At 54.2% G+C, this 23710-nt stretch carries 18 protein-coding genes and 1 pseudogene; 12 read left to right on the top strand and 7 right to left on the bottom strand.

From position 1 onward, the window contains the following. The first annotated feature begins 438 nt into the window (after positions 1 to 438). From F1E05_RS06145 to F1E05_RS06135, 3 genes are all read left to right on the top strand, one after another. Positions 439 to 1818, top strand: coding sequence for an L-serine ammonia-lyase (locus F1E05_RS06145; RefSeq protein WP_150047458.1), 1380 nt, complete (start codon positions 439 to 441; stop codon positions 1816 to 1818). Between the two features lie 118 nt (positions 1819 to 1936). Beyond that, entirely contained in the window at positions 1937 to 2611 is a 675-nt protein-coding gene (locus F1E05_RS06140; protein WP_150047457.1) for a response regulator, read from the top strand. Beyond that, a complete protein-coding gene (locus F1E05_RS06135) occupies positions 2604 to 3992 on the top strand; it encodes a sensor histidine kinase (protein ID WP_150047456.1) in 1389 nt (462 codons plus the stop codon). The genes F1E05_RS06140 and F1E05_RS06135 overlap by 8 nt, the downstream gene beginning before the upstream one ends. 50 nt (positions 3993 to 4042) lie before the next feature. On the opposite strand, the gene F1E05_RS06130 is transcribed toward F1E05_RS06135, so the two are convergent. The 7 genes and pseudogenes from F1E05_RS06130 to F1E05_RS06100 form a co-directional block, all read right to left on the bottom strand. After that, positions 4043 to 4768: a hypothetical protein gene (locus tag F1E05_RS06130; protein ID WP_150047455.1), complete on the bottom strand. Its 726-nt coding sequence runs from the start codon at positions 4766 to 4768 to the stop codon at positions 4043 to 4045. A gap of 99 nt (positions 4769 to 4867) precedes the next feature. Next, on the bottom strand, positions 4868 to 5488 hold the full coding sequence (locus F1E05_RS06125) for a hypothetical protein (RefSeq protein WP_150047454.1): 621 nt from the start codon (positions 5486 to 5488) through the stop codon (positions 4868 to 4870). 80 nt (positions 5489 to 5568) lie between these two features. Continuing rightward, entirely contained in the window at positions 5569 to 9006 is a 3438-nt protein-coding gene (locus F1E05_RS06120; RefSeq protein ID WP_150047453.1) for a dockerin type I repeat-containing protein, read from the bottom strand. A gap of 783 nt (positions 9007 to 9789) precedes the next feature. Continuing rightward, positions 9790 to 10410 carry an urease accessory protein UreG gene (gene ureG, locus F1E05_RS06115; RefSeq protein WP_150047452.1) on the bottom strand — a complete coding sequence of 207 codons (621 nt, stop codon included), beginning with the start codon at positions 10408 to 10410 and terminating at the stop codon, positions 9790 to 9792. A gap of 90 nt (positions 10411 to 10500) precedes the next feature. Beyond that, positions 10501 to 11175, bottom strand: coding sequence for an urease accessory protein UreF (locus tag F1E05_RS06110; RefSeq protein ID WP_150047451.1), 675 nt, complete (start codon positions 11173 to 11175; stop codon positions 10501 to 10503). Then, a complete protein-coding gene (gene ureE, locus F1E05_RS06105) occupies positions 11165 to 11596 on the bottom strand; it encodes an urease accessory protein UreE (RefSeq protein WP_150047450.1) in 432 nt (143 codons plus the stop codon). Before ureE ends, F1E05_RS06110 begins: the two co-directional genes overlap by 11 nt. Positions 11597 to 11656: 60 nt before the next feature. Next, positions 11657 to 12329 (bottom strand): annotated as a pseudogene (locus tag F1E05_RS06100) (IS3 family transposase); the annotation flags it as partial. Between the two features lie 328 nt (positions 12330 to 12657). Between F1E05_RS06100 and trhP the strand changes: the two are divergent. From trhP to F1E05_RS06055, 9 genes are all read left to right on the top strand, one after another. After that, complete coding sequence (gene trhP, locus F1E05_RS06095) at positions 12658 to 14016, top strand: prephenate-dependent tRNA uridine(34) hydroxylase TrhP (RefSeq protein WP_150047449.1); 1359 nt, start codon at positions 12658 to 12660, stop codon at positions 14014 to 14016. A 12-nt stretch (positions 14017 to 14028) separates the two neighbouring features. Continuing rightward, positions 14029 to 14514 carry a ribonuclease E activity regulator RraA gene (gene rraA, locus F1E05_RS06090; protein WP_150047448.1) on the top strand — a complete coding sequence of 162 codons (486 nt, stop codon included), beginning with the start codon at positions 14029 to 14031 and terminating at the stop codon, positions 14512 to 14514. A gap of 37 nt (positions 14515 to 14551) precedes the next feature. After that, positions 14552 to 15508, top strand: coding sequence for a 4-hydroxy-3-methylbut-2-enyl diphosphate reductase (ispH, locus tag F1E05_RS06085; RefSeq protein WP_150047447.1), 957 nt, complete (start codon positions 14552 to 14554; stop codon positions 15506 to 15508). A 43-nt stretch (positions 15509 to 15551) separates the two neighbouring features. Next, positions 15552 to 15911, top strand: a complete 360-nt coding sequence (locus F1E05_RS06080; protein ID WP_150047446.1) for a rhodanese-like domain-containing protein — start codon at positions 15552 to 15554, stop codon at positions 15909 to 15911. Beyond that, the gene (locus F1E05_RS06075) at positions 15904 to 16302 is read left to right on the top strand and encodes an RNA-binding S4 domain-containing protein (RefSeq protein WP_150047445.1); all 399 of its coding nucleotides are present in this window, start codon (positions 15904 to 15906) and stop codon (positions 16300 to 16302) included. The genes F1E05_RS06080 and F1E05_RS06075 overlap by 8 nt, the downstream gene beginning before the upstream one ends. A gap of 205 nt (positions 16303 to 16507) precedes the next feature. After that, complete coding sequence (locus F1E05_RS06070) at positions 16508 to 18280, top strand: hypothetical protein (protein ID WP_150047444.1); 1773 nt, start codon at positions 16508 to 16510, stop codon at positions 18278 to 18280. A gap of 8 nt (positions 18281 to 18288) precedes the next feature. After that, entirely contained in the window at positions 18289 to 21261 is a 2973-nt protein-coding gene (locus tag F1E05_RS06065; protein ID WP_150047443.1) for a DUF748 domain-containing protein, read from the top strand. 79 nt (positions 21262 to 21340) lie between these two features. Then, positions 21341 to 21784 (top strand): hypothetical protein, encoded by a 444-nt coding sequence (locus F1E05_RS06060; RefSeq protein WP_232056796.1) that lies wholly within the window; start codon positions 21341 to 21343, stop codon positions 21782 to 21784. 322 nt (positions 21785 to 22106) lie between these two features. Continuing rightward, complete coding sequence (locus tag F1E05_RS06055; RefSeq protein ID WP_150047442.1) at positions 22107 to 23699, top strand: hypothetical protein; 1593 nt, start codon at positions 22107 to 22109, stop codon at positions 23697 to 23699. Positions 23700 to 23710: the final 11 nt, after the last annotated feature.

Genomic DNA, 23710 nt, shown 5'->3' with positions numbered 1-23710 from the left:
GCTTAAAACTATTCCGTCAACGATCGCCTTAATAGCAAGACAGACAAAGTAACCCGATAATTTTGCGATAACCCGGGTCAACTATCCGTAACCGTTGTTCGCCAACACTTCGTTTCCGCATCCAGCGCATGAAATTGAACAGTGTTTAGTAATAAGCAAAGATGATCCGCACTTTAGCTGCGAATAATCAGCTGCCTCCGGCTCTAAAATACTCTCCGCCCGGAATCCGTCGCACGGCACGCCAACCCGGACTTTGACAAGTGCAAATGGCATGTTAATTTCAGAATACACACTAAGACTTGGTAAGGGATAGTTACGGCGTTCGACATTAAGCCGCATACGCCAGCCGGATATGCTACGGTGGCGGAGCGGCACAGCAATTGCTGGATTTCAGCGTTAACCGTTTCCTGCCCACTTTACGCACCAATCGGGTGAATCATGGCCATCAGCGTATTCGACATCTTCAAAATCGGCATAGGCCCGTCCAGCTCGCACACCGTCGGGCCGATGCGGGCCGCCATGACCTTTGCCGGCAAATTGGCCGAGCAAGGCCAGCTAGAGCAAGTTGCCCGCTTGAAAGTGGAATTGTTCGGCTCCCTGGGCGCCACCGGCAAAGGCCACGGCACCGATAAAGCCGTCCTGTTGGGGTTGGAAGGCGAAACGCCGGATTTGATCGATCCGGAAATCATTCCGGCCCGGCTGGCGGCGATCCGAGAATCCGGCCATCTGCGCCTGCTGCAGCGCCGGCCCGTGCCGTTCAACGAAAAAACCGATTTGCTGTTTCAGCGTAAAGTCCTGCCGTTTCATTCCAACGGCATGCGCTTCACCGTGTACGATGTCGGCGGCGCCGAATTGCTGCAAAGCGATTACTACTCGGTCGGCGGCGGCTTCGTAGTCACAGGCGCGGCGGCAGCGCAGGACAAGCTGGACAACGACGACACCTGCCTACCCTACCCGTTCAAAACCGGCGACGCCTTGCTGAAACTGTGTAAAACTCACCGCCAGCCGATCAGCGAACTGATGCTGCGCAACGAAAAGGCCTGGCTGCCGGAAGCCGAAATCCGCGCCAAGTTGCTGCACATCTGGCAAGTGATGCAAGCCTGCGTCGAACGCGGCTTGCGCCAAGAAGGGGTGATGCCGGGCGGCATGAAGGTCAAACGCCGCGCCGCCAATCTGTATCGCCAGCTCAGCGGCGAAATTCCGCGGCAAACGCCCAATCTGCCGGTCGGCACCATGGAATGGGTCAACCTGTTCGCCTTGGCGGTCAGCGAAGAAAACGCCGCCGGCGGCCGGGTGGTGACCGCGCCGACCAACGGCGCCGCCGGCATCATCCCGGCGGTGTTGCATTATTACTGGCGCTTCTGTCCGGATGCCGACGCAGACGGCGTGATCCGCTTTTTGTTGACCGCCGCGGCGATTGCGATTTTGTACAAAGAAAACGCCTCGCTGTCCGGGGCCGAAGTCGGCTGCCAGGGCGAAGTCGGCGTGGCTTGCTCCATGGCCGCCGGCGCGCTGGCGGAAGTACTGGGCGGCAGCCCGGCGCAAGTGGAAAACGCCGCCGAAATCGGTATGGAACACAATTTGGGCCTGACCTGCGACCCGGTCGGCGGCCTGGTGCAGGTACCGTGCATAGAGCGCAACGCGATGGGCGCGGTAAAAGCCATCAATGCCGCCCGCATCGCCTTGCGCGGCGACGGCAGCCATTTCGTGTCGCTGGATAAAGTCATCAAGACCATGCGCGACACCGGCGCCGACATGAAAACCAAATATAAGGAGACTTCACGGGGTGGTTTGGCGGTGAATTTGATTGAATGTTGATCGGCCGGAGTGATTGCCATGCGTTAATCTTGACAGGAGCAGTTGCTTCAGTATGTTTAGCAAACCGAACCGGCACAGCCGTGCAAGCTTTCTCCAACCTTTCAATCCTGATCTTTCCATGCGAATTTTATTAGTCGAAGACGATGCGGCATTGGGCGACGGCCTTTCCCGCAGTCTTAGCGATTGGGGGTTCGACGTTACGCTGGCCGTGACCGGCACTTATGCGGGTAGTGCATTGTGTACCCAGCCTTACGACATGCTTATACTCGATTTGGGACTGCCGGACCTAGACGGACGCGAACTGTTGCGGCAGCTAAGAGCCCGCAAGTCGGCCATTCCGGTATTGATACTCACCGCCCGCGACGGCCTGAGCGACCGCATCGGCGGTTTGGAGCTGGGCGCCGACGATTATATGACCAAGCCCTTCGAATTGCGGGAGCTGGAGGCCAGAATCCGAGCCTTGCTGCGGCGCAGTCTCGGCGGCTACGGCCACGACATCGGCTACGGCCGCTTGCGCCTGGACACCCGTAATCTACAACTTAGCGTGGATGGCCTGCCTATGCTATTGCCGCCGCGGGAATACGGCGTGCTGGAAGCCTTGTTGTTAAACGCCGGGCACGTGGTGAGCAAGGATAGCATTGCCCAACGCCTTGCCGATCGTGCGGAAGAACTGGCGGACAACGCCATTGAAGTTTACGTGCATAGGCTACGCAAACGCCTTGTACCGCTGGGGATAGGCATAAGAACGGTGCGCGGACTCGGCTACCTTCTGGAGCAAAGCAAGGATGCGTAAACCGCAAAGCTTACGGGCCCAGCTGTTATTGCGCCTGACGGTGCCGTTGACTGTCGTCGTCATGCTGGATGCCGCGGTGTCATACTTCATCGCCCTGCATTATGCAGACCTGGTCTACGACCGCTGGTTATTGGATTCGGCCAAATCATTGGCTCAACAAGTCGAGGAGCAAAAAGACAAAACCAGTTTCGAATTGCCGCCCGATGCCGTCGAAGTCTTTCGCTGGGATGCCATGGATAAAACCTTTTTCAAAATCGAATCGGCGACGGGAGAGTTCGTATCCGGCGACAAGGGATTTCCCAGCTCGGCGCCGACCCTATTCACCAAGCAGGAACCTTTTTACTATGACGGGGAAATCCAGGGCCAAAGGGTTCGCATCGTTTCTGTACAGCCCCGCCGCGCCGCTGACGAATCAGGCGACGTGCTGGTCTCGGTCGCGGAAACGCTCAACAAACGCCGCAGCATGATGAATGAAATTCTATTTGCAGTGGTGTTGCCGCAAATTTTGTTGGTATTGATTACCGGTTTGCACATCTGGACCGGCATCAACCGCGGACTCCGGCCTTTAAACGACTTGGCCAAACTCATCGCCCAACGTTCCGCGAGAGACTTAAATCCCATTCCGGATGCCGGCGTGCCGCTGGAAGTCCGTTCGCTGACGCACACCATCAATGCTTTGCTGCACAGACTGAGCGCCAATCTGCAGAGCCAGCAGCGATTCATTGAAAATGCCGCCCATCAATTACGCACCCCGTTGGCCGGTTTGAAGGTGCACGCGGAACGGGCATTATTGACGGATAACATCGAAAGCATGAAGCCGGCCCTGACGCATATCAAGCACTCGGCGGACCGCGTCACTCATTTGAGCACGCAATTATTGGTGTTGGCCCGCTCCGAATCGATATTGCAAAGCGCGCGGGAATTTAAAGCGACGGACTTGGCCGAACTCGCTCGCAACTGTGCGATGGACTGGGTACCCAAGGCTTTAGAACGCACTATCGAATTGGGCTTTGACGCGCCGGCACAAATCGTCCGGGTAGCCGGCGATGCAACGCTGTTGCGAGAATTACTCAGCAATCTCTTGGATAACGCCATTGATTACGGCAAGCCGGGCGGGTATATCGGGGTAAAAATCCAGGCAACGCCGAAACCAAGCTTGATTGTCGAAGACGATGGCCCCGGTATTCAAGCAAACGAGCTGGACAAAATTTTCGAGCGCTTTTATCGCATCCCTGGCAGTCCCGGCGAAGGTTGCGGGCTGGGCTTGGCCATCGTCAAGGAAATCGCCGAACTGCACGCCGCGCGGATACAGATAGGCGCCGGCCACGGCGGCCGCGGCACCCGCATTGAAATCGGGTTTGAATCGCTAACCGAGACTTAAAATCGTCTCCGTCTTAGAGCCGCTACTGTGCCAAATTGCGCAGAGGCTGGTTATGAAGACTTGGCGATTAACAACATGCCCGACAGCCCGAGAAAAACCGAAAACAGGTGCTGATATTTGCTTTGGTCAATATTCAAATACAGCATGTCATCGGTCATGACGAAGACCAGCGAGGCGATCACGGCATAAATCGCTTCGTCGTATAAAGTAATTTCGATTTGCTGCCCGCTAAATAAAAACAAGGTCAGCAACTGCACAAGCGCAAAAGTGGCATAGGCGGAAGCTACTGTAACCCGTGCAGTATCTTTCGGGTAAGCTTTGTGGTGAACCAGTGCCGTCAACAACGAGCCGCCGAGATTACTCGCCCCATGGATGACCCCCATCATCACAAAGTAAGGCTTTTCGTATCTCATCAGCACATCTATCGCGCGAGCCGCACCGGCCGAAAAATCCTTTAGCGCGATAAACAGCAAAAACGCACCGATGAACAAACCGATGTTGATTCGGGCATGCGTGACGATGAACAGAAATAGCGCAATTGGCGGCAGGCTCAGCCAGAGGATGCGGCGATAAAAGCCAACATCAATATTGGCATGATGTTTGGCAATTTGCAGGCCGTTAATGACCAAGGAAATCGGCAGCAAGACCACCAAAGCATCGACAAAATCGTAGCCGAGCAACAGCAAAATCGGCGTACCGAACAATAAAACCCCCGCACCGAAAATCGATTGCACGATAGCCGTTGCCATCAGCGTGAGCAAGATGTCTGCTGACATTGAAATAATCTCCTCGCGTTAGACTTTGCTAACGATAGCGTAATCCTGAAGCAGGCATTGACCGGCAGCTGATAGCCCATTTCGCTTACAACCCATCTATCAACGGTTTACATCATACCTTCGCAGTCTTGGCTCGGATCGCAGCATTGCTGCTACGCCAATGCCGATGAGTATGCCCAGAGGCGGCTCCGGAATTGTATTGTTTGCGGTAACAGTGATACTCGCGTCGGTAACGGGGGGAAGAAAATTGACAAGCCCGGGGTCTTCAGGAATAAGTCCTTCCGTGAAAAAGAAATTTAGGTCATCGGCCAACAGGCTAACAACGCCCGTCCCCAGACCGACAGCTTTTAGGTGTAGGGTGCCCAGCAGAATATCACTTCCATAAATGGCGGGGCCGGTAAACAAATCACCGTTTGACGCACCGCGAATACCGTCGCTGTCACTTAATGGGGCAAGATATAAAGGATCATCTGCGAACAGCGCTCCGGGCGTAAACCCAACAAAATCAAACAGCCCGCCGGGATTTAGCGAGAGATCGAACCCGAAGCCTATGATGGCTTCCGCCGCATCAATATCCGCCGAAATTGCCACCTGTACCGTATTGCCGAGTAATATCGACGTGCTGGAGGGGGTTAAGTTGATGAACGCCGCACTTGCGGGTTGCATCAATACAAATCCGACCGGAAATAAAATTCCATAAATAATTGATTTTATTGACATGAAATGCTCCGTAGCTTGGTTGTAATGCGTTTAGCCGACTGAAGGGAGCGGCCAATACAGCGCCGCTCCGTGTCTATAAGTCACAGCTTGGATTTTTTGATCAGATCGCGAAGTATGCGCAAGTCATTGACGGTAACCCGTCCGTCGCCATCCAGATCAGCGTCCGGATTGTAGTTCGGGTCGCCGATCACACTACCCAGGCTTTGTTGGAACAGCGTTACATCCGCTTGATCCACTTTGCCGTCGCCGTTGATATCCCCCGCTATTTTGGCTACGTAACCTTCAAACTCACCGGCCTTATAATCCGAGGTCGCCGCCACGTCGGTAGCTACCAAATTGGTGCTAGTCCCGTACATCAACAGGCTCTTGACGAAATAAGGCCCGTCTCTACCGTTCTTGCCGATTCGGCTGCCGTCGAAGACAAAATCGATTTGGCTGTTGCCGGCATTCAAGAAAGCTCTCTTGGTGTAAAAACCTATCTCCGTACCGCGTGAATCGACCAACCGCGCACTCCATTCATAAGTACCGCTGTTTATCAGTTTCACGGCCACGCCGACTTGCAGTTGATTAAACAAACCGTTTCCGTCGGTATCGATACCCTGGTCGTCTGCAGCGCCGGTTAACGTAATGGCGGACACGTTCCGAGACGAATCGAAGTCGGTATACAGATACCCCTTGGTTTCTTGCGGCAGCGCCAGCCGGTCAATGACTGCCTGAGTCGATGGATCGCGGAGCGAAACCTCTATCCGATAAGGACCGTCTATTTGCTGGCCATAGATGTCGGGACCGGCAAAATTGAGGGTCAGCTGCCGGGTACCGGGTACGACGCTGATCAGTTGTTCGCCGAACACGGTTTTGCTTCCGGCCGCGTTACTAAGGGCGCCGGTCAACAGGAAGGTTCCTCCGCGGGAGAACGACGCCCCAAAGCTGACGGAGAGAGTGTCGTGCAGGCCATTGCCGTTGCTGTCTATGCCTTGGTCCGATTGAGCCCCGACCGGCTCGATCACCGACTCGAAAGCACCGGCTTGGTAGGCTTGCGTCGGAAAATCGAAGCTGGAAACGGTATGACCGTTGCCGTCCTGCAAGTACACCACGCCTTCGTACGGACCATCCTGCCCGGATCGTTTCAGTGGCAGACCGGGAAATACCAAGGATACGGTCTGCCGGTCGGCCGAGAGCGTAATCTCGGCACCGGCGTTGACCAAGGTTGCGCCGTTTTTGATCAGACTGCCTATCATGCGATAGTTGCCGGCGGCGCGGCCGGTTAAATCCACATTGGCGCGGATGCCTTCCAGCGTGCCGTCACTGTTCTCGTCAATTCCCTCGTCGCCTACCCCGGTGATGGTGGTCAGTAGCTCGCCAAAGGAACGATGGTCGTAAGCCGGGGTCTGCAGCGAAAGATGGATGTTGTTACCTCTCAACACCAGATCGTAAGGGCCGTCTTGCCCGGATTGATAAATCAGCTCCCCGGAAAAGATGATAGTTACCTTTTGGCTACCCGGAGCGTTTACCTGAAAAGTAACGCGGCTGGATAACTGCGATTCATAAGCCGGCCTGTTTGCCACCAAAATGCCGTTCTTCTCAAGCCGCCCGACTATCGTGTAACTACCTGCAGTCAGCACCTCTACGTCAACATCGGCAGCAATGCCTTCATAAATGCCGTCGCCATTGCTATCGAGCGTTCGGAAACTTGCCGTACCCGGAAGTTGCAGATCCGTGCTTGCCATCGCCAGGGTAGCCGGTGCCATCAACTTGGGAGCGGGAGAAGCCGGCAACGTGTATTCGTAGTCGCCCCAACCGTCATAATGGCCGCTGTAAAGGTCGTAGACCTTGGCTCCTTCCGTCGTGACATAGTACTCCCGCCCTCCGGCATCGTTCGCGGTTGCGCCGGTTAGGTTGAATGCGATGAATTGGGTTTTGTTGCCGTAGATTCCATCAAACGTGGCGTCGTAGTAATCCGGAAAAAACCATCCGCGCTTGACCAGGCTATGGCTGGAAAAGTAGTAGCGATCAAATGCTCCTCCACCGAGTGGTTTGGCGCTCCCTCGAAACGCCGGATCAAGCGAGGGCGAGCCGGTGGTTATGAAATGATTGTTGCCGGGTGCCGTTACTGGCGGCACAGGAGACATTCCGCTTATGCCGAGAGTGGCCGTCATGCCGGTCAGTACGTCGCTAAAAACATAGCAGTCCGAGTAGTTGCAGCTAATCGGATTAGCTACCAAGTTTTCCCAGCTGCATTTTGGTACGGCCCCGAAGTCATAGCCGTAACGCCAGTTAGCACCGCCAAAAGCGTAAACGCCATCCAGTACCGCCTTGATAATCGCCTCTTCGTCCGACTGGCCAGAAGCCCAATCGGTAGCCTTCTCGTACCAGCTCAAACGGGGCGGGTTGACACTCCCTAGCGGCGTTGCCTTAGTAACAAACAGTTTGCGGCTTGCGGTAAGGTTTTGTGTACCGTTGACGGTATAAGTGAAATCCACGGTGTAGCTTCCAACGTTGTCCGGCATTTTGACCGTGACATCTCCCTCGAAACCATTCCAGGCAGTAGAAGCGCTTGGCCCGCCTCCGCTGACGGTCCATTCGGCTTCGATTTCGGGTGGGTCGATACTGTTTTCGGGACAAGTTTTGAGTTTGGCCCGCAGTTTGGATTCGCCGCTAAACCAGCCGAACAGTCCGGAAGTCGCCGGCCCTGAAAACGGATAGTCGTCGATTGGCCCTATGGTCGTGTTTACGTTACAGGCCGCATCGAAATCCTGCTGGTAGATCGTATCGATAGTCGCAGCGCCGGTATTCCGCCGAATTTTGTTGCCGTCTATAACCTTGAGTTCCAGCGCTAGTTTAGGCCGTACCGGTATAACCAAGGCTACCCAGTCAATCGCAGCGCACCAGCGACCGCTACTCAAGGTGTCTACATGGATTTGGACTGTATTGATGACCGGCACCACATTGCCGCCACTAGCGGGCCGGGAAGGAAATTTCACTTTCCGAATGTCGATACTAAAACTATTCAGCTTCCAGATCCCATCATCGCCGGTCAGAAATCCCAAGCTTTGACCATTGAATAAGGCTTCATCCCGTTCCGGTGGAGGCGAACCGTTAACATCAATGTCGTACGCGGGCATGATGATGTCGACCGTCGCCGGAATAATGCCGGCGGAAACGAGCGGCGCGGGATTGACCAAATAACCGTTCGCGTCGACATCCCCCACAAATTTGTCTATGGCTATGTTGATAACTAGTGGGTGATTCGGGTCATTGTTGAAGGTACAGCCAGTGTCCAATCCTGCCCCGCCATCAGTAAAAAAAACATCTTGAGAAGGCGGGTCGAAAGGCGAAGTTCTTGGTCCCAGAACGCTACGCGACAAAACTCGAGGGGCTTTAGGCAGCGAAAGTCTGTCGTCTCCGTCCTGCCCGGCCGCGAATGCCGCCGGCACCAGCAACAACACCAAAAGTGTGCCTAACGGCATCAATATTCTCGCCACAAGATATGGCCTGCGATAATCTCGACGGATTTGCATAACTACTCCGTAGGTAAAAAAGTTTTCAGTACATTTGCACTTCGGATCAATGAAATTATTAGCAACCCTAGTTGATGAGTAAGTATTTAGAAACAAAGATTAGTTACCGAATTCATTCCCCCGAGACCAATCAAACACTCACCTTTAGTTGCCCGGAACCGAAAGATTCGGCTTGTTCTGCGATTAAAACACTGGGTTAATTCATTACCGACCATTGGTCTTGCAGCTTCGCGGGGGATACAAAGCCAGTTTTCAATCAACTTCAAACCCCAAAACCAAGCTGCCAAAACAGAAATACGTTGGCTGTCACGGGAGTAATCCTACTCTCCCCTAAGAATCCGCGACTTTCCACCGCCACCGCTCGATGAGTTTAGCTGATTTTTTTGTGATTACTAACGCAAAAAATCAGGCCATGCAACTGCGTATTTCAATCGCCTTTAATGCACAAGTTGTATCGGCCGCAGTTAATCAAGAGTCGCCTTATCGGGAAAGGCATACCAAGCGATCAGCGAAAATCCGCCGCACTCAAAGGCCGGCGCCACTGACGAATTCGTACCGGAAGCGCTAGCCTGATTTGTAGCCGAACCGGTTGCCGGACAGGCCGATCGGCTTATTCGGAACGGCAAAATTTTGCGGGGGATTCGCCGGCTGTGGCTCCGCTCTGCCGGCGGGACTGGACTGTAACAACATTCAAACAACGGCATAGGCTGAACACGCGGCGGCCTTGGGCGAAAGGCCTTACATGGCATCCGCTATCCACTGCAGTTTGATTGATGTCCGCTGTTAGGCAACGGCTTGCAGCATGCCTTGTTTGACGATGAAGGCCACAACCTGATCCAAACCCTCACCGGTTTTGATGTTGGTAAACACGAACGGCCTGTCAGCGCGCATTTTTCGGGCGTCACGGTCCATGACCTCCAGCGACGCGCCGACGTAAGGTGCCAGATCGATTTTGTTGATGACCAGCAAATCCGAACGGGTGATGCCCGGGCCGCCCTTGCGCGGTATCTTGTCGCCGGCCGACACGTCGATCACGTAAATGGTCAGATCCGCCAGTTCCGGACTAAAGGTGGCGCTGAGATTGTCGCCGCCGCTTTCCACCAATACGAAATCCAGCTCGGGAAAACGCTCGCATAACTCGTCCACGGCGGCTAGATTCATGGACGCGTCTTCGCGAATCGCGGTATGCGGACAACCGCCGGTTTCCACGCCGAATATGCGCTCTTCCGGCAAGGCTTGGCTGCGTATCAAAAACTGCTGGTCCTCGCGGGTATAAATGTCGTTGGTCACCACGCCGATCTGAAAATCGTCGCGCATGGCTTTGCATAAAGCATCCACCAATGCCGTCTTGCCGGAACCGACCGGACCGCCGATGCCGATTCTTAATACCTGTTTAGCGTTCATAGCGATATTCCCCGTTGCGAATCTATGTTGAATTAACCGGATAAACAATGCTTTCCCCAATACCCGCCATCCGCCTGAAATTGGGAAAAATCAAGAGCGAAACAAGCGCGAGTATTGCGTCTCGTGCCGGCTGCTCGCCAAGGCCAACCCAAAACTGCCGGCACCGATTTGCGCATCGCTCAGCCTTAACGCTTGTTCCGCCAAGCGCGGTATGTCCGTCGCCAAACCGTGCAACAACTGCTGGCCGGCAACCTGCCCCAACGGCACTAATTTAACCGCGCACAGCACCTGGTTTTCCAACCAAGCCCACAAGTAGCCGTTGACGGCTGCGGCTTTGTCTATGCGCCAGCGCACCGCAGCCAAGGCGAATAAAGCCGCCAAGGTGGTATCCGGCCGCTTCTGCCAGTCAGCGGCTTCCGGCATGTCCAGCTGCGCCAACAAGCGCGCCAAGGCCTGGCCGGTTTGCTTGTCTTCGGCGCGCAGTTCGGCGGTTTCTCGATAGGCTAGCAAAGTTTGCGACCAGACCGTTACCCGATCGAGGTCTACCGCGAACCAGGCGTCGTAAAGCCGCGCCAACAACGGCGCGTCGGTGCGGGCCAAATTGTTGTGCAATATGCCCCGCAACCACTCGTCCGCTTGTTCGGCATTACCAATCCAAGCGTCGTGCACCGCCCGCTCCAAACCCTGCGAATAGCAGAACATGCCGATCGGCAGGCCGGGACTAACCAGTTGCAATAACCGCAGCAAAGGCAGGTCAATGACCATGCTGATGATAGGCGCCGGCTTCCGGCTCGAATGGCAATGTGTGGTGTTCCACGTTCAGGCCCAAACCGACCAACATTTGGTCCAGCACGTGATCGGTCAAAAAGCGCAATTCGCCCGGCAAGATTTGCAGCGCCACGTGGCGATTGCCCAGATGGTAGCACGCGCGGGCAAACTGCAAGGCATCGGCGCATTTGACTACGGATACCTCCTCCGCGGCAGCGTTAACCCGCACCCTGAATCCCTGCTCGTTGCTCAACACCATGCCGTGCCGCAAGGTTTGCCCGCGCGGCAGGAACACGCCGACTTCCAAACCGCCGGCGGTCACGGCCGGTTGCCTGGATTTTTGCCTGGCATCGTAAGGCAGGGTCAGGATATCGTCGGTGGAGGCTTCGGGGTGAGCGGTTTCGGTGAGTTTAAGCATAGTTATCATGGCTATTTACATTGAATCGCCCCGGGAATCTCGGCGGCTGATTGTTGTGAGTCATGCTGCCTTAGCCGACTCGGAAAAATGTTGATAATACCCGGCCTCGGCTTCGGCTGGTAGCGTCGATGATTAAACCGGTAGACCCACAAGCTCGACGGCTTAGCGATGCTTCCAGGATGGTTTATGAATCAGCTCGGCCATATACAAGCCATTGATGGTTTCAGCCAGGGGCATTGTCATACGAGTCGCCGACGCTACCCACGGATGCCTCAACGCCGGCGTCTGACAGACGTTCGGTATAGCGGATCGACACGTACTGTACACCGCGGACGCTGTGGTGAATCAGGCCGTCGTCGCGCTGGGGTTGCCGGTCATGTAACGCCTGCTCCGGCGCATCCGGTACAAAGTCGGCATGCGGGAAGACGAGACTTTCCAACCGACGATGTAGCGAGCAAATACGTCGATTACAAAAGCCACATAGACAAAATAGACAAAGCCTTGCCAGGTTTTGACATAGGTGAAATCCGCCACCCGCAAAGCATTCGGCCGCTCGGCGCTGAATTGGCGGTTCACCCGATCCAAGGGGGCATGCCGCATCGGCGTCGCTGATCGTAGTCTTGATGGTTTTGCCACGCCTGGTGCCTTTAAGACCCAGGTTTTTCATCAGGCGCTCCACGGTGCAGCGGGCCACCGTCAAGCCTTCTCGCTTCAATGGGTTCCGGACTTTACGAGTCCGTGGATGCGGTGAGGCACGAACCGCATCATTCGCGTAACCGACTTGAAGCTGTTCGCCATGACCGATTACCGACCTGTTTATCTTCCCGGAGCCACCTGGTTTTTTACCGTCAACCCGGCCGAACGCTATGGCAACAGATTATTGATAGAGCATGTTGACGCCTTACGGCAAGCGTTTGTTAAAGTCCCGTACAACGAACTCAATTTAGAACGGTATCGTACCGTTCAGCCCCACCGTTCGCGGGGTTTTATAGCAAAAGATGCGACGATACGGCCGGAACTTTGCTAGAATTCTGCCCCCTCCCGTTAGCCGTACTCCGCACATGAAACAGGTAGAACTCCTCTCCCCCGCCGGCACGATACGCAATATGCGTTACGCGTTCGCATTCGGCGCTGACGCCGTCTACGCCGGTCAACCCCGTTACAGCCTCAGGGTAAGAAACAACGACTTTTTAGCCGATAACCTGGCTAAAGGCATCGCCGAGGCCCACCAGCTCGGCAAAAAATTCTATCTAGCCGCCAACGTCATCCCGCATAACAGCAAGGTCAAAACCTTTATCAAAGACATAGCGCCCATCATCGCCATGCAGCCGGACGCGTTGATAATGGCCGACCCCGGCTTAATCATGCTGACCCGCGAAAAATGGCCGGACATGCCGGTTCACCTGTCGGTTCAAGCCAATACGGTCAATTACGCCAGCGTCAAATTCTGGCAAAGCCTGGGCGTGGAACGCATCATTCTGTCCCGCGAACTCTCGTTGGACGAAATCGCCGAAATCCGTCAGGAATGCCCGGACATGGAGTTAGAAGTGTTCGTGCACGGCGCCTTATGCATCGCTTATTCCGGCCGCTGCCTGCTATCCGGCTATTTCAATCACCGCGACCCCAACCAAGGCACCTGCACCAATTCCTGCCGCTGGAAATACGATACCGTACCGGCGGTGGAAAACGCCGAAGGCGACTATCTACCCTCTCCGGCCGCCACGCTGTCGATGGCCGACCTGACAACCGGCATGACCGGCGCCGGTTGCGGCGGCGGCGAACGCCATCCCTTGGCGGACCAGATTTACTTTCTGGAAGAAGAAGGCCGTAAAGGCGAATTGATGCCTATCATGGAAGACGAAAACGGCACCTACATCATGAACTCCAAAGACTTGCGTGCCATCGAGCATGTGCAACGTTTGGTGGAAATCGGCATCGACAGTCTGAAAATCGAAGGCCGTACCAAATCGCATTTTTACGTCGCCCGCACCGCGCAAGCCTACCGGCAAGCGATAGACGACGCGACGAACGGCCGGCCGTTTCAGCCGGAACTGATAGGCGTCCTGGATAATCTGGCCAATCGCGGCTACACCGACGGCTTTTACCAGCGCCATCACACCCACGAACATCAAAACTACATTTCCGGCTACTCTCGCAGCCACCAGCAGCAATTTTGCGGCGAAATCACCGGTTACGACCCGGCCAGCGGTCTGGCCGACGTCAGCGTCAAAAATAAATTTTCGGTCGGCGACCGCCTGGAAATCATATTGCCGGACGGCAACCGCGATATTACCGTGCAGCAAATGAGCGATAAATTCGGCAATCCGATGCAAGAAGCGCCGGGCGGCGGCTACGAAGTTCGCATCCCCCTGCCCGACGCCGACTGCCAGTACGGTCTGTTAGCCCGTTATTACGCGTAAAGGAGTTTAACGATGTCATTCTTAACCGCAGACTTGTGTGACCGGTTCGCCGAGCGGGAATCGTTTCAAATCGCCGAACCTTTATTCCGGCCCTTCGGCAAGCTCAAACAATTTTGCGGGCAAATTACCACGCTAAGAGTCTTCGAAGACAATTCCCTGGTCCGGCAAGTACTGGAAGAAGACGGCACCGGTCGGGTGCTGGTGGTCGACGGCGGCGGCTCCCGGCGTTGCGCACTCTTCGGCGATACCTTGGCCGGTATCGCGCTGAATAACGGCTGGCAAGGCATCATCATCTACGGCTGCCTGCGTGGCTCGGAAATCGTCAACGAGATGCCTATCGGCGTCAGGGCGTTGGACACTCATCCCTTGCGCAGCCGCAAACACGGCCACGGCGAGCGGGACATCATGATTACTTTTGCCGGCGTCAACTTTAAAAAAGATCAGTATTTATATGCGGATAGCGACGGTATTATCGTCGTCGACGCAAAATTGGATTAGAATTCCGTTGTCGTAACCTAGTAAATTAGTCAAGAATATGCAAATCGTACTCGCAAACCCCCGCGGATTCTGTGCCGGCGTCGATCGAGCCATCGAAATCGTCGACCAAGCCATCGATACTTTCGGCGCACCGATCTACGTCAGACACGAAGTCGTGCACAACCGCACCGTGGTAGACGGTTTAAAGCAAAAAGGCGCCGTTTTCATCGAAGATTTAAGCGACGTTCCGGTCGGTTCGTACCTGATATTCAGCGCCCACGGCGTTTCCAAACAAGTACAAAGAGAAGCGCAAGAGCGCCAGCTCACGGTATTCGACGCTACCTGCCCGTTGGTTACCAAAGTCCACATGCAAGTGGCCAAACACGCCAAACAAGACCGGGAAGTGATCTTGATCGGCCATGCCGGTCACCCGGAAGTGGAAGGCACCATGGGCCAGTACGAAAAATGTACCGAAAACGGCAATATCTATCTGGTGGAAACCCCGGAAGACGTCAAAAACTTGCGGGTCCACAATCCGGACAATCTGGCTTACGTCACCCAAACCACGCTGTCCATGACCGATACCAAAGTCATGGTCGACGCGTTGCGCGAACAATTCCCGTCCATCAAAGAACAAAAAAAAGACGACATCTGCTACGCCACCCAAAACCGTCAGGATGCGGTACACGACTTATCCAAAATCTCGGACCTGATACTCGTGGTCGGCTCGCCTAACAGCTCCAATTCCAACCGTTTGCGTGAAATTGCCGAGCAACTGGGCAAACCCGCTTACTTGATCGATACCTACCGCAATTTGCAACAAGAATGGTTGGACGGCATCGAAGTCGTCGGCGTCACCGCAGGCGCTTCCGCGCCGGAAGTGTTGGTGCAGGAAGTCATAGAACAGTTGAAAGCCTGGGGTGGGGCTGACACCACGGTGCGGGAAAATACCGGCATCGAAGAAAAAGTGGTATTTTCCATCCCGAAAGAATTGAAAAAATCCATGGAAGCCTGAGATTGCGTCAGGCCTGTTCCCGATTTGGTTTTTAGGAGTGTATATGGGCATCACTGCGCAAGAATGGGTGGCTGCGGCCAAGCAACAGATCACTGAAATCGATACGGCCGGCGCTCACGGCAAATTGGCCGGCTGCATCGTGTTGGACGTGCGCGAACCGGAAGAATTCGCCGCCGGACACTTGCCGGGCGCCATCAATATTCCGCGCGGAGTGCTGGAATTCAAAATCGACGCCCATCCGGCGGTACAAGGACGGCACGAGGCATCTATCCTGGTGTATTGTCAAACCGGCGGCCGCTCGGCACTCGCCACGCAGGTGCTGAATCAAATGGGTTACGCGCACGCGGTCAGCATGGCCGGCGGTTTTAAAGCCTGGTCGGACAACGGGTTGCCGCTTGGCTGACCTGGAGGAAATCCGCATCGACAAATGGCTGTGGGCTGCGCGTTTTTTCAAAACCCGCAGCTTGGCCGCCGAAGCCGTCAGCGGCGGCAAGGTTCACGTCAACGGCCAGCGTTGCAAGCCGGGAAAAGACGTCAAGGTCGGCGACATCATCACCGTCAGCAAAGACCAATTGACCTGGGAGCTGGCAGTCACCGACCTTAACAAACAGCGCCGTCCGGCTAAAGAAGCCGCTCAGCTGTACCACGAAGACGAAGCCAGCCACAGCAAACGCCAGCAACAACTAACCCTGCAAAAGCAACAGCAGGCATTACAGCGCCCCAGCGAGCGGGAACGCAAACCCAACAAAAAACAGCGTCGGCAAATTCACCGCTTCAAACAAGACATTTCTTGATGTCCGGACTGATCCGGTAAAAACAATAGCCACGCTTCCAACTTCAATTTATCATGCTGCGCTTGCGTTTCTCGGACGCAAAGTGCGGATTATTCAACGCCCGCAAGGCAACTCCGATAAGTTTGTCGCAGCGTTGATCCACCAATCCGTTCTGTTTCGATCACACGCTTATGAATCAAACCGCAGAAGACAAACCGGATACTGCATGTCACTCACCAAAACTTTCTTGATTCCGCTAGCGGCCTTGTGGCTGTCAGGCTGTGCCTCTAACCGGCAAATTACGGTCGATTTTCCCAAAACCGACGCTCAATCGCTCAGCCCGTTACCGGGGCAAGCGGCGGTCAGCGCCGACGATTATTACGTGCAACTCGTTTCAGAATTCGAGTTCAAGGGCGACAACTCCCTCAAAGGCGGCTGCAGCACTCTGGGCGGCGCCTATGAAAGCAGCGATTTGTCCGCCGCCTTGGTTTTCAACATCAACAACGAATCGCTAAAATTCAAACGCGAAGCCAGCGGTTTTTTGTATCAAGCCACCAGCGGCAAATGCAATTACAAACTGGAAACCAAGCGGGCTTATTTAACCCCGTGGCTGCGTCTGGATTCCGCCAAAGACACCCAGTTGGAATATAGTTTTCTGACCAGCCACAGCAGCGAAACCAATTTGTCGCAACTGGTCAACGACATCAACACCACCAGCAATCTGATGATGCTGACCGGCGTCGGCACCGGAATCGCGGTCATGGGCAAATTGGCCGGCAGTTGGCTTGACGCTACGGCCGCCAATCAGAGCGTACAGAACAAACCTAGCGCTAACGCCCAATACAGCACCGAAACCCATACCCTGCCGCCGGCGGTCAGCCTAGGTGCGGACGGCGCTAAATTGCATGCCAGTCGTTTGCCGGTTTACGAAATAGAGGAAGGCGGCATAAGCCTATGGAGTGCGGAGCCCAAATTGCTGGGAAACCTGAAAATTTATCCCGAGTTGAGTGCCTCGCTGTTATTGAAAACAGACAGTGCCGGCCTGCCGGATGCTCACGATCTATCGCTGGACGAATTGATGCGCACGCCGATTCAAACCAGTGCCGGACAATTACCGCTGCAACAGGTGATCGATCAAAGCCCGGAAGCGGAAAAACCGCTGCTAAACCCGGACTGGCGCGATGCCGATCAAGTCGATGCGCAATGCCGGCGCTTGAAGTTAGTGCTTAAAGGTCTAGGCTTCAACAAGTTCGACCGCAATGCGGTGCTGTACTATTTTTTAGCCCAGTCCGCCGATTGGCGTAATTACAACATTACGGCGCAACGGGCGATGACCGACGCCTTACGTCCGCAATTATTGGAAAAGTACCGTGCTAAAAACTTTTCCGCCTGTCTGGCGGCGGAAGATTATGCGGTGATGAAATCCCTGCGTTTACCGGTCAATACTGCCGAAGATTGGGATTTGCTGACAAATAACCGACAAAAAAAAGAGGGCGTGATCGGTATGGTGCAATCGGCGGGCCGACAACTGTTGGCCGCATTGAACCACCCGGACAAAGACGAAATGACCCGACAACTCTATCCGCTATTATTTTCAGGCACGGCCGGTAACGGTAACGTACTGTTGCAAAACCATTTAAGCAATTTCGGCTTGGAAGGCCTATTGCAAGTACCCGCCATCTCCGACGAAGGATTAGTCGTCAGCGCGGCGCAGTTGGCCAACGTCATGCTGGGCTTGAGCATCGACAGTTATAGCTGCGTGCGGCCGGCGCAAGAACTGGGACACCCCCTGCCCAATATCGGTATCGTATTGTTTTTGACTAAACCGGGCAGTCCGCGCGAAAAAGGCGGCGCTTTGGAATTCGAACTGAGCGCCAACAAAATCACCCGCTTGACCTTCCAGCATTCTACATTCCGAGATTTCGAACAAAACCTCGCCGACTACCCCGATTTGGCCGGCTGCCGGATCGAAACCGATTTTCTGAATAAATTGCATTGAGCCAACCGATGCGTCAGCGGAAAACCTTATTGTTACTCGGTGGCGTACCGCTAGCCCTACTCGCGCTTTACGCGGCGGCCGGATACTATCTGGTGCCCTATTGGGCCGTAAATAAATTGCCCGCCCTACTCAGCGAACTGACCGGACACAGCGTACAAATCCAGGCAGCGCATTTCGATCCCTTCGACTTGAAAACCGACATCCAGGGTGTTGCCCTGACCCTGAGCGACCATCGGACCTTGCTGAATTGGGAAGAGTTGGCCTTGGATATCGACGTCGTCGATTCCATCAAACAGCGCGGTCTGACGCTGGCTTACCTTCAATTGAAATCCCCGTCCGTCAACCTCGAACGCCTGGAAAACGGCCGCTTCAATTTCAGCGACTTGGTCGACCAATTCGCACAAACCGATCCACCCTCCGCAACGGAACCGGTCACCGCCGAACCCACCACAGATCCGCTTCCGCTGTTCATACGCCAAGCCGGCATAGAAAACGCGCGCATCGCATGGCTGGACCATCAAGCCGGACAACCACTGGCGGAAACCCTGGCCCCGGTGGATATCCGCGTGAACGCACTGTCCCTGCAGCCGAACTCGCCTACCGAGATTTTAATCAGTGCACAACCGGCCTCCGGCGGCAAGATCGAGTTGCAAAGCAGTCTGGACATTGCCTCTTTGATCGGCAAAGGTCGCCTCAGTTTGCAAGACATAGAATTGCCGGCAATTTGGAGTTTGTTTCTGCAACCGTTGACCCCTATGCAAATCGCGCAAGGCCGCCTGGCTTTACAAGTCGATTTCAGCCTCGACGCGCACGCCCCCACCGGGCTGCAAGCCACCTTAGCCGAAGGCAAGCTGAACATCGCCGAGCTGAATCTACACGAAAAAGCCAAGCCGGATTCCTTGGTTTCCATTGCCGATTTCTCCGTCGACCACATAGGCTTAGATCTGCAACGTCAACTGGTCGAAATCGGCCAAATCCACTCGCGCGGAGCGCTGATCAACGCTTGGCTGCAAGCGGACGGCAAGCTGAACTACCAAAGTCTGTTCGACGCCGACGCCGCCCCCGCCGCCTCACAGCCACCGCCCACCGCCGCGCAAACCGGCGGCAAAGCCTGGCAAATTGCCGTGGACTCATTGGATTTAAACGGTTATCGAATTCGTTTTACCGATTACACCCAAGCCAAACCGGTGGCCATGGAACTCGGCGACCTGCATATCGGCTTGCAGGATTATAAAAACAAAGACGGGCTGCACTTGCCGCTGCAGTTCGATACCCGCTTCAACCACGACGGGAGCATCAAATTACAAGGAGATTTAGTGCTGTCTCCGTTTAGCGCCAACTGGCAGGTCGCCATACAAAATATCAAGCTGAAAACCTTTCAAAGCTATATCGATCCCTTCATAAAGCTGGAACTGGTGGACGGCAACTTCAATACCCAAGGCCACTTGCAAATGGCCGCCGCCGAACCCTTGCAAATTGTGTATCAAGGCGACGCCGATATCGCCCACTTGATTACCCGCGACAAACGCAAGAACCAGGATTTCGTCAAATGGACCCATCTGAATCTGAAACAAATGACGATAGACGTACCCAAACAAGACTACACCTTGGGCGCGGTCAATTTTGAGCAACCCTACGTCCGTTTCATCATCAATAAAGACCGTAGCAACAACGTCGACGATTTGCTGGTGAGTCGCGCCGAACCAAAACCGCACGCTAAAGCCAAGCTTAAGCCGGACAAGCCAACATCAACCCCAATCGAGCAAGCGCGGGGGCCGGTCGTGACGATAGGCAAAATCGAATTGACGCAAGGTAAATCGGATTTTGCCGATTATTCATTGATATTGCCGTTCGTCGTCAAAATGAACGATTTAAACGGCGAAGTGGATGGCTTCAGTTCCAATACCGACGTTTCCACCAAACTGAAACTGCGCGGCAAAGTGCACGATCTTGCGCCGGTCAAAATACAAGGCGATTACAACTTACAAAATGGCGACGCCAATATCGTACTGAATTTCAGTCATTTACCCCTGCCGCTGATTACTCCCTACATGGCCGAATTCGCCGGATACAAAATCGAAAAAGGCCAAATGGATTTGGATTTGCAATACAGCGTTAAAAAAGGCCAATTAGCCGCGGAAAATAAAATTTTCATCGACCAACTGACGTTGGGCGAGAAGGTGGAAAACCCCAAAGCGGTGTCCCTGCCCCTGGAGCTAGGCATAGCCTTGCTGAAAGACGCAGACGGTAAAATCAATTTGGACTTTCCGATTACCGGCAGCTTGGAAGACCCGAGCTTCAGCGTAGGCTCCTTGGTCACCGATGTATTCGTCAACCTTATTACCAAAACTGTATCGGCACCGTTCAAAGCCTTATCGTCCTTGTTCGACGACGACGCGGATTTGAGCGTAGTCCGTTTCGCCGCCGGAGACAGCGATTTGGACGTCGAGCAAACTCAAAAACTGGATGAAATTGCCAAAGCGCTGGCGCAAAAAACCGAGTTGGTTTTAGAAATCAAAGGTATCGCCTATGAAACCGCCGATTGGCCGAAGCTTCGCTCCGCTGTAGTAACCGATATTCTGAAAAAAATGAAGTCCGGCGAACTGCGCGACAAAGGCGAAAAAATCCGCGCCGAATATATCGAGCTTTCAGACGGCGAATACAAACGCCTGCTGGCAAAATTTTACGCGGAAGTATTCCCCAACAGCATTGATTATTCGCTGTTAGGTTCTCCCCGCATCAAAAACAAACCCGATGCAGACTTTTACAGCAGCGCGCAACAGGAGCTGGAAAGCGTGATGCAACCCGAGCCGGAACGCTTAAACGAGTTAGCGATGGCCAGAGCCAACCGCATCGCCAAATATTTGGTGGAAACCGCCGGCGTCGACAGCAGCCGCTTATATATTTTGGCAACGGAACTGAATAAGGCGGAGAACCCCGAAGGCATCGACGCCCAACTGTCCCTGAACGTGTCTTCCTGACAGCCGGTAGGGGCTTTGTACTATAATCGGCTGCCGAAACTTATTTTCCGGCCTCGGCAGCGAAAATAACGGAGAACTTATGAAAAACCGATCCACCCAGATGTTACTCGCCTGCGCGCTGGCGGCATCGCTTTCCAGCGCGCCGGTCTATTCGGCAAGCAATATGACCTCCTGCACCATGACCTACAAACTCAGCGGCTGGTCCTTGGTATACAAACAATACGACGGAGTCGGCCACATCAGCTGCAGCAACGGTCAACGCGCCCAGGTAGGCTTGTCCTCCAAAAGCATAGGCTTCACTATCGGCAAATCGGAGATAGAGGGCACCGGCGTGTTTTCCGAAGTCCGCAACATCAACGAGATTTACGGCCACTACGTAGCGCTGGGAGGACACGCGGGGATGACCAATTCCTTCGACGGGCAAATTCTGACCGCCGGGGAAATTTCCTTGGTCCTGTCCGGTAACGGTCGCGGAGTAGACATTGGGGTAACCTTGGGCGCGTTAACGATTTCGCCGCGTTAGCTTTCGTCGTCACAGCTAAGCGTTAAAACCGACTCAATGGTTAACCGGCAAGACGCAGCCTTAACCCGGCCATTTGTAGCGACAGTTTTCGACTCTAACTCCAAGTGATATTACGGAACCTACTAACCTACATAGAAATTGCCTGCAAACCAACCCGCCTTGCGCCGTCGGTTCAAGTTTGCCGGCGATTTGCCGTTAACCTGCTGCACCCTCCGGAGCTCTTAAACGATCTGGCTAATCCGATGCTGATTTCTCACAACTTCAGTATCGAAACTCTCCAACCCAAAACGAAGCTGAATCCCATCATCTATTCGGACTGTGCGTGAAAAACTCTTTTTTTCTGGTCATTCCCGAGCAACGAAAAGACCCGCATTTGGCCGCCACCTTCGCCGAACCGGCGTTAAAACAATGGCTGGCCGAATTGCCGGCGGCCAATCCGGGCTTAGCCACCCGACTGTTTCAGGATTTGGTCAACGATTTGATCAGCTTGGAACTCAGCGCCAACAACCGTTTAACTGCATTGGAGCTACTGCGGCAACAATTCTTAACCATCGAAGACTACCTGCGCTCGCGCTTGATCAAGTACGGATTTCCGAAGGGCGAAATCGAAAAGAAAATTTTCGCGCTGACCATGACCCTGGAAAAGCAATTCACGATTGGTTACTGGATAATCGCACGCGAACTCACGCGCAGAGAAGTAGGCTGGCTGCAGAGCAAAAACATACCACTGGCCATACACCGCTGCATCACCGGCTTGAGCAGCATAGTCATCACCCACTATACGATGTGCTATCCGGTCCCGGACTGGATTTGGTACGATCTGCATTCTTTATATAAATTGGCGGTTAAACTCGGCAAGGAAAAGAACCGGGTCGGCGAACAAACAAGCCTGTTCGGCAGAGCGAGTTGCGTAGAAGATGCTTACAAACAAATTCTGTTGCTTAGCTTGACGTTTCCGTCAGGCTTGATGCAAAAGGAATTTCAGCTGGTTTACGACTTCATCGAAAGAATCGGCGACTTGGTCTCGTTTGAAAAAAAGCCCGTGGCCGAGCAATTCGTGCAATGCGTGATTCTAATGGACGAAGACCTGCCGCCGCATTTCGTCGATCCGGAACGGATGCAGCAGGATAGCCGCTCCGAATCCGCCAGGATGTACTTGAACTTGCAAAAACTGCATAAAATCGCGCGCCAGCAGGATAAATACTGCAGCAAGGACGAAGTCAGATTCAGTTCTTTGGATACTCGCAAAAGCGATCAATATAAACTGTCCGCAGAATTATTCGACTATCTGATGCAACGCTGGCAAGGCCGGGAGCCGCAGGGTACGGTGTTGTTTTCCGACCGCTTGAGCCGCTATGTCGCCATCGGTTTGGACGCCACCCACGAACTGCAAGACCCCGGCAAATCGCCGTCAGCCGAGCTGGAGGTATCGGCCGAGACCTATTCCGACCGCGCGCTATTTTGCCGATTCGAAAAAGAAGGGGTATTGTCTATAGGCAGTCTGGTCAGCTTCCGGAAAACCAACATTCCGCCGCAACAGCGAGCATTAGGGGTGGTCTGCAAAATTCAACTACCCAAACAAGACGACAAACTGATTTTCGAAATCAGCATCATAGCCGCCCAGTCTTTCCCGGTCACTTATTTGGAACCGGGCGCTACGGCCGGCAGCGACCCGCGCCGAGCGCTCATTTATTGGGCCAAATTCGCCGATGAGGAGAAAAGCTTTATCATTTTAGAATCCTTTATGATCAAAGATGGCGATATACTGCGCATGAATTTAGGACAAGAAAGCTTTCCTATCATCCTTATGGGGCGTAAAAATATCGGATTGGGTTACTGGCAGTTCGAATGCCGTCGCGTTATGGAAAATCCGGCTCAACAGCAAGAGAACAAAAAAGGTTATGACTTCATTTAACAGTTTTCCCA

It is taken from the genome of Methylomonas rhizoryzae (assembly GCF_008632455.1).
Classification (GTDB): Bacteria; Pseudomonadota; Gammaproteobacteria; order Methylococcales; family Methylomonadaceae; genus Methylomonas; species Methylomonas rhizoryzae.
This window is presented reverse-complemented; position numbering and strand designations above follow the sequence as displayed.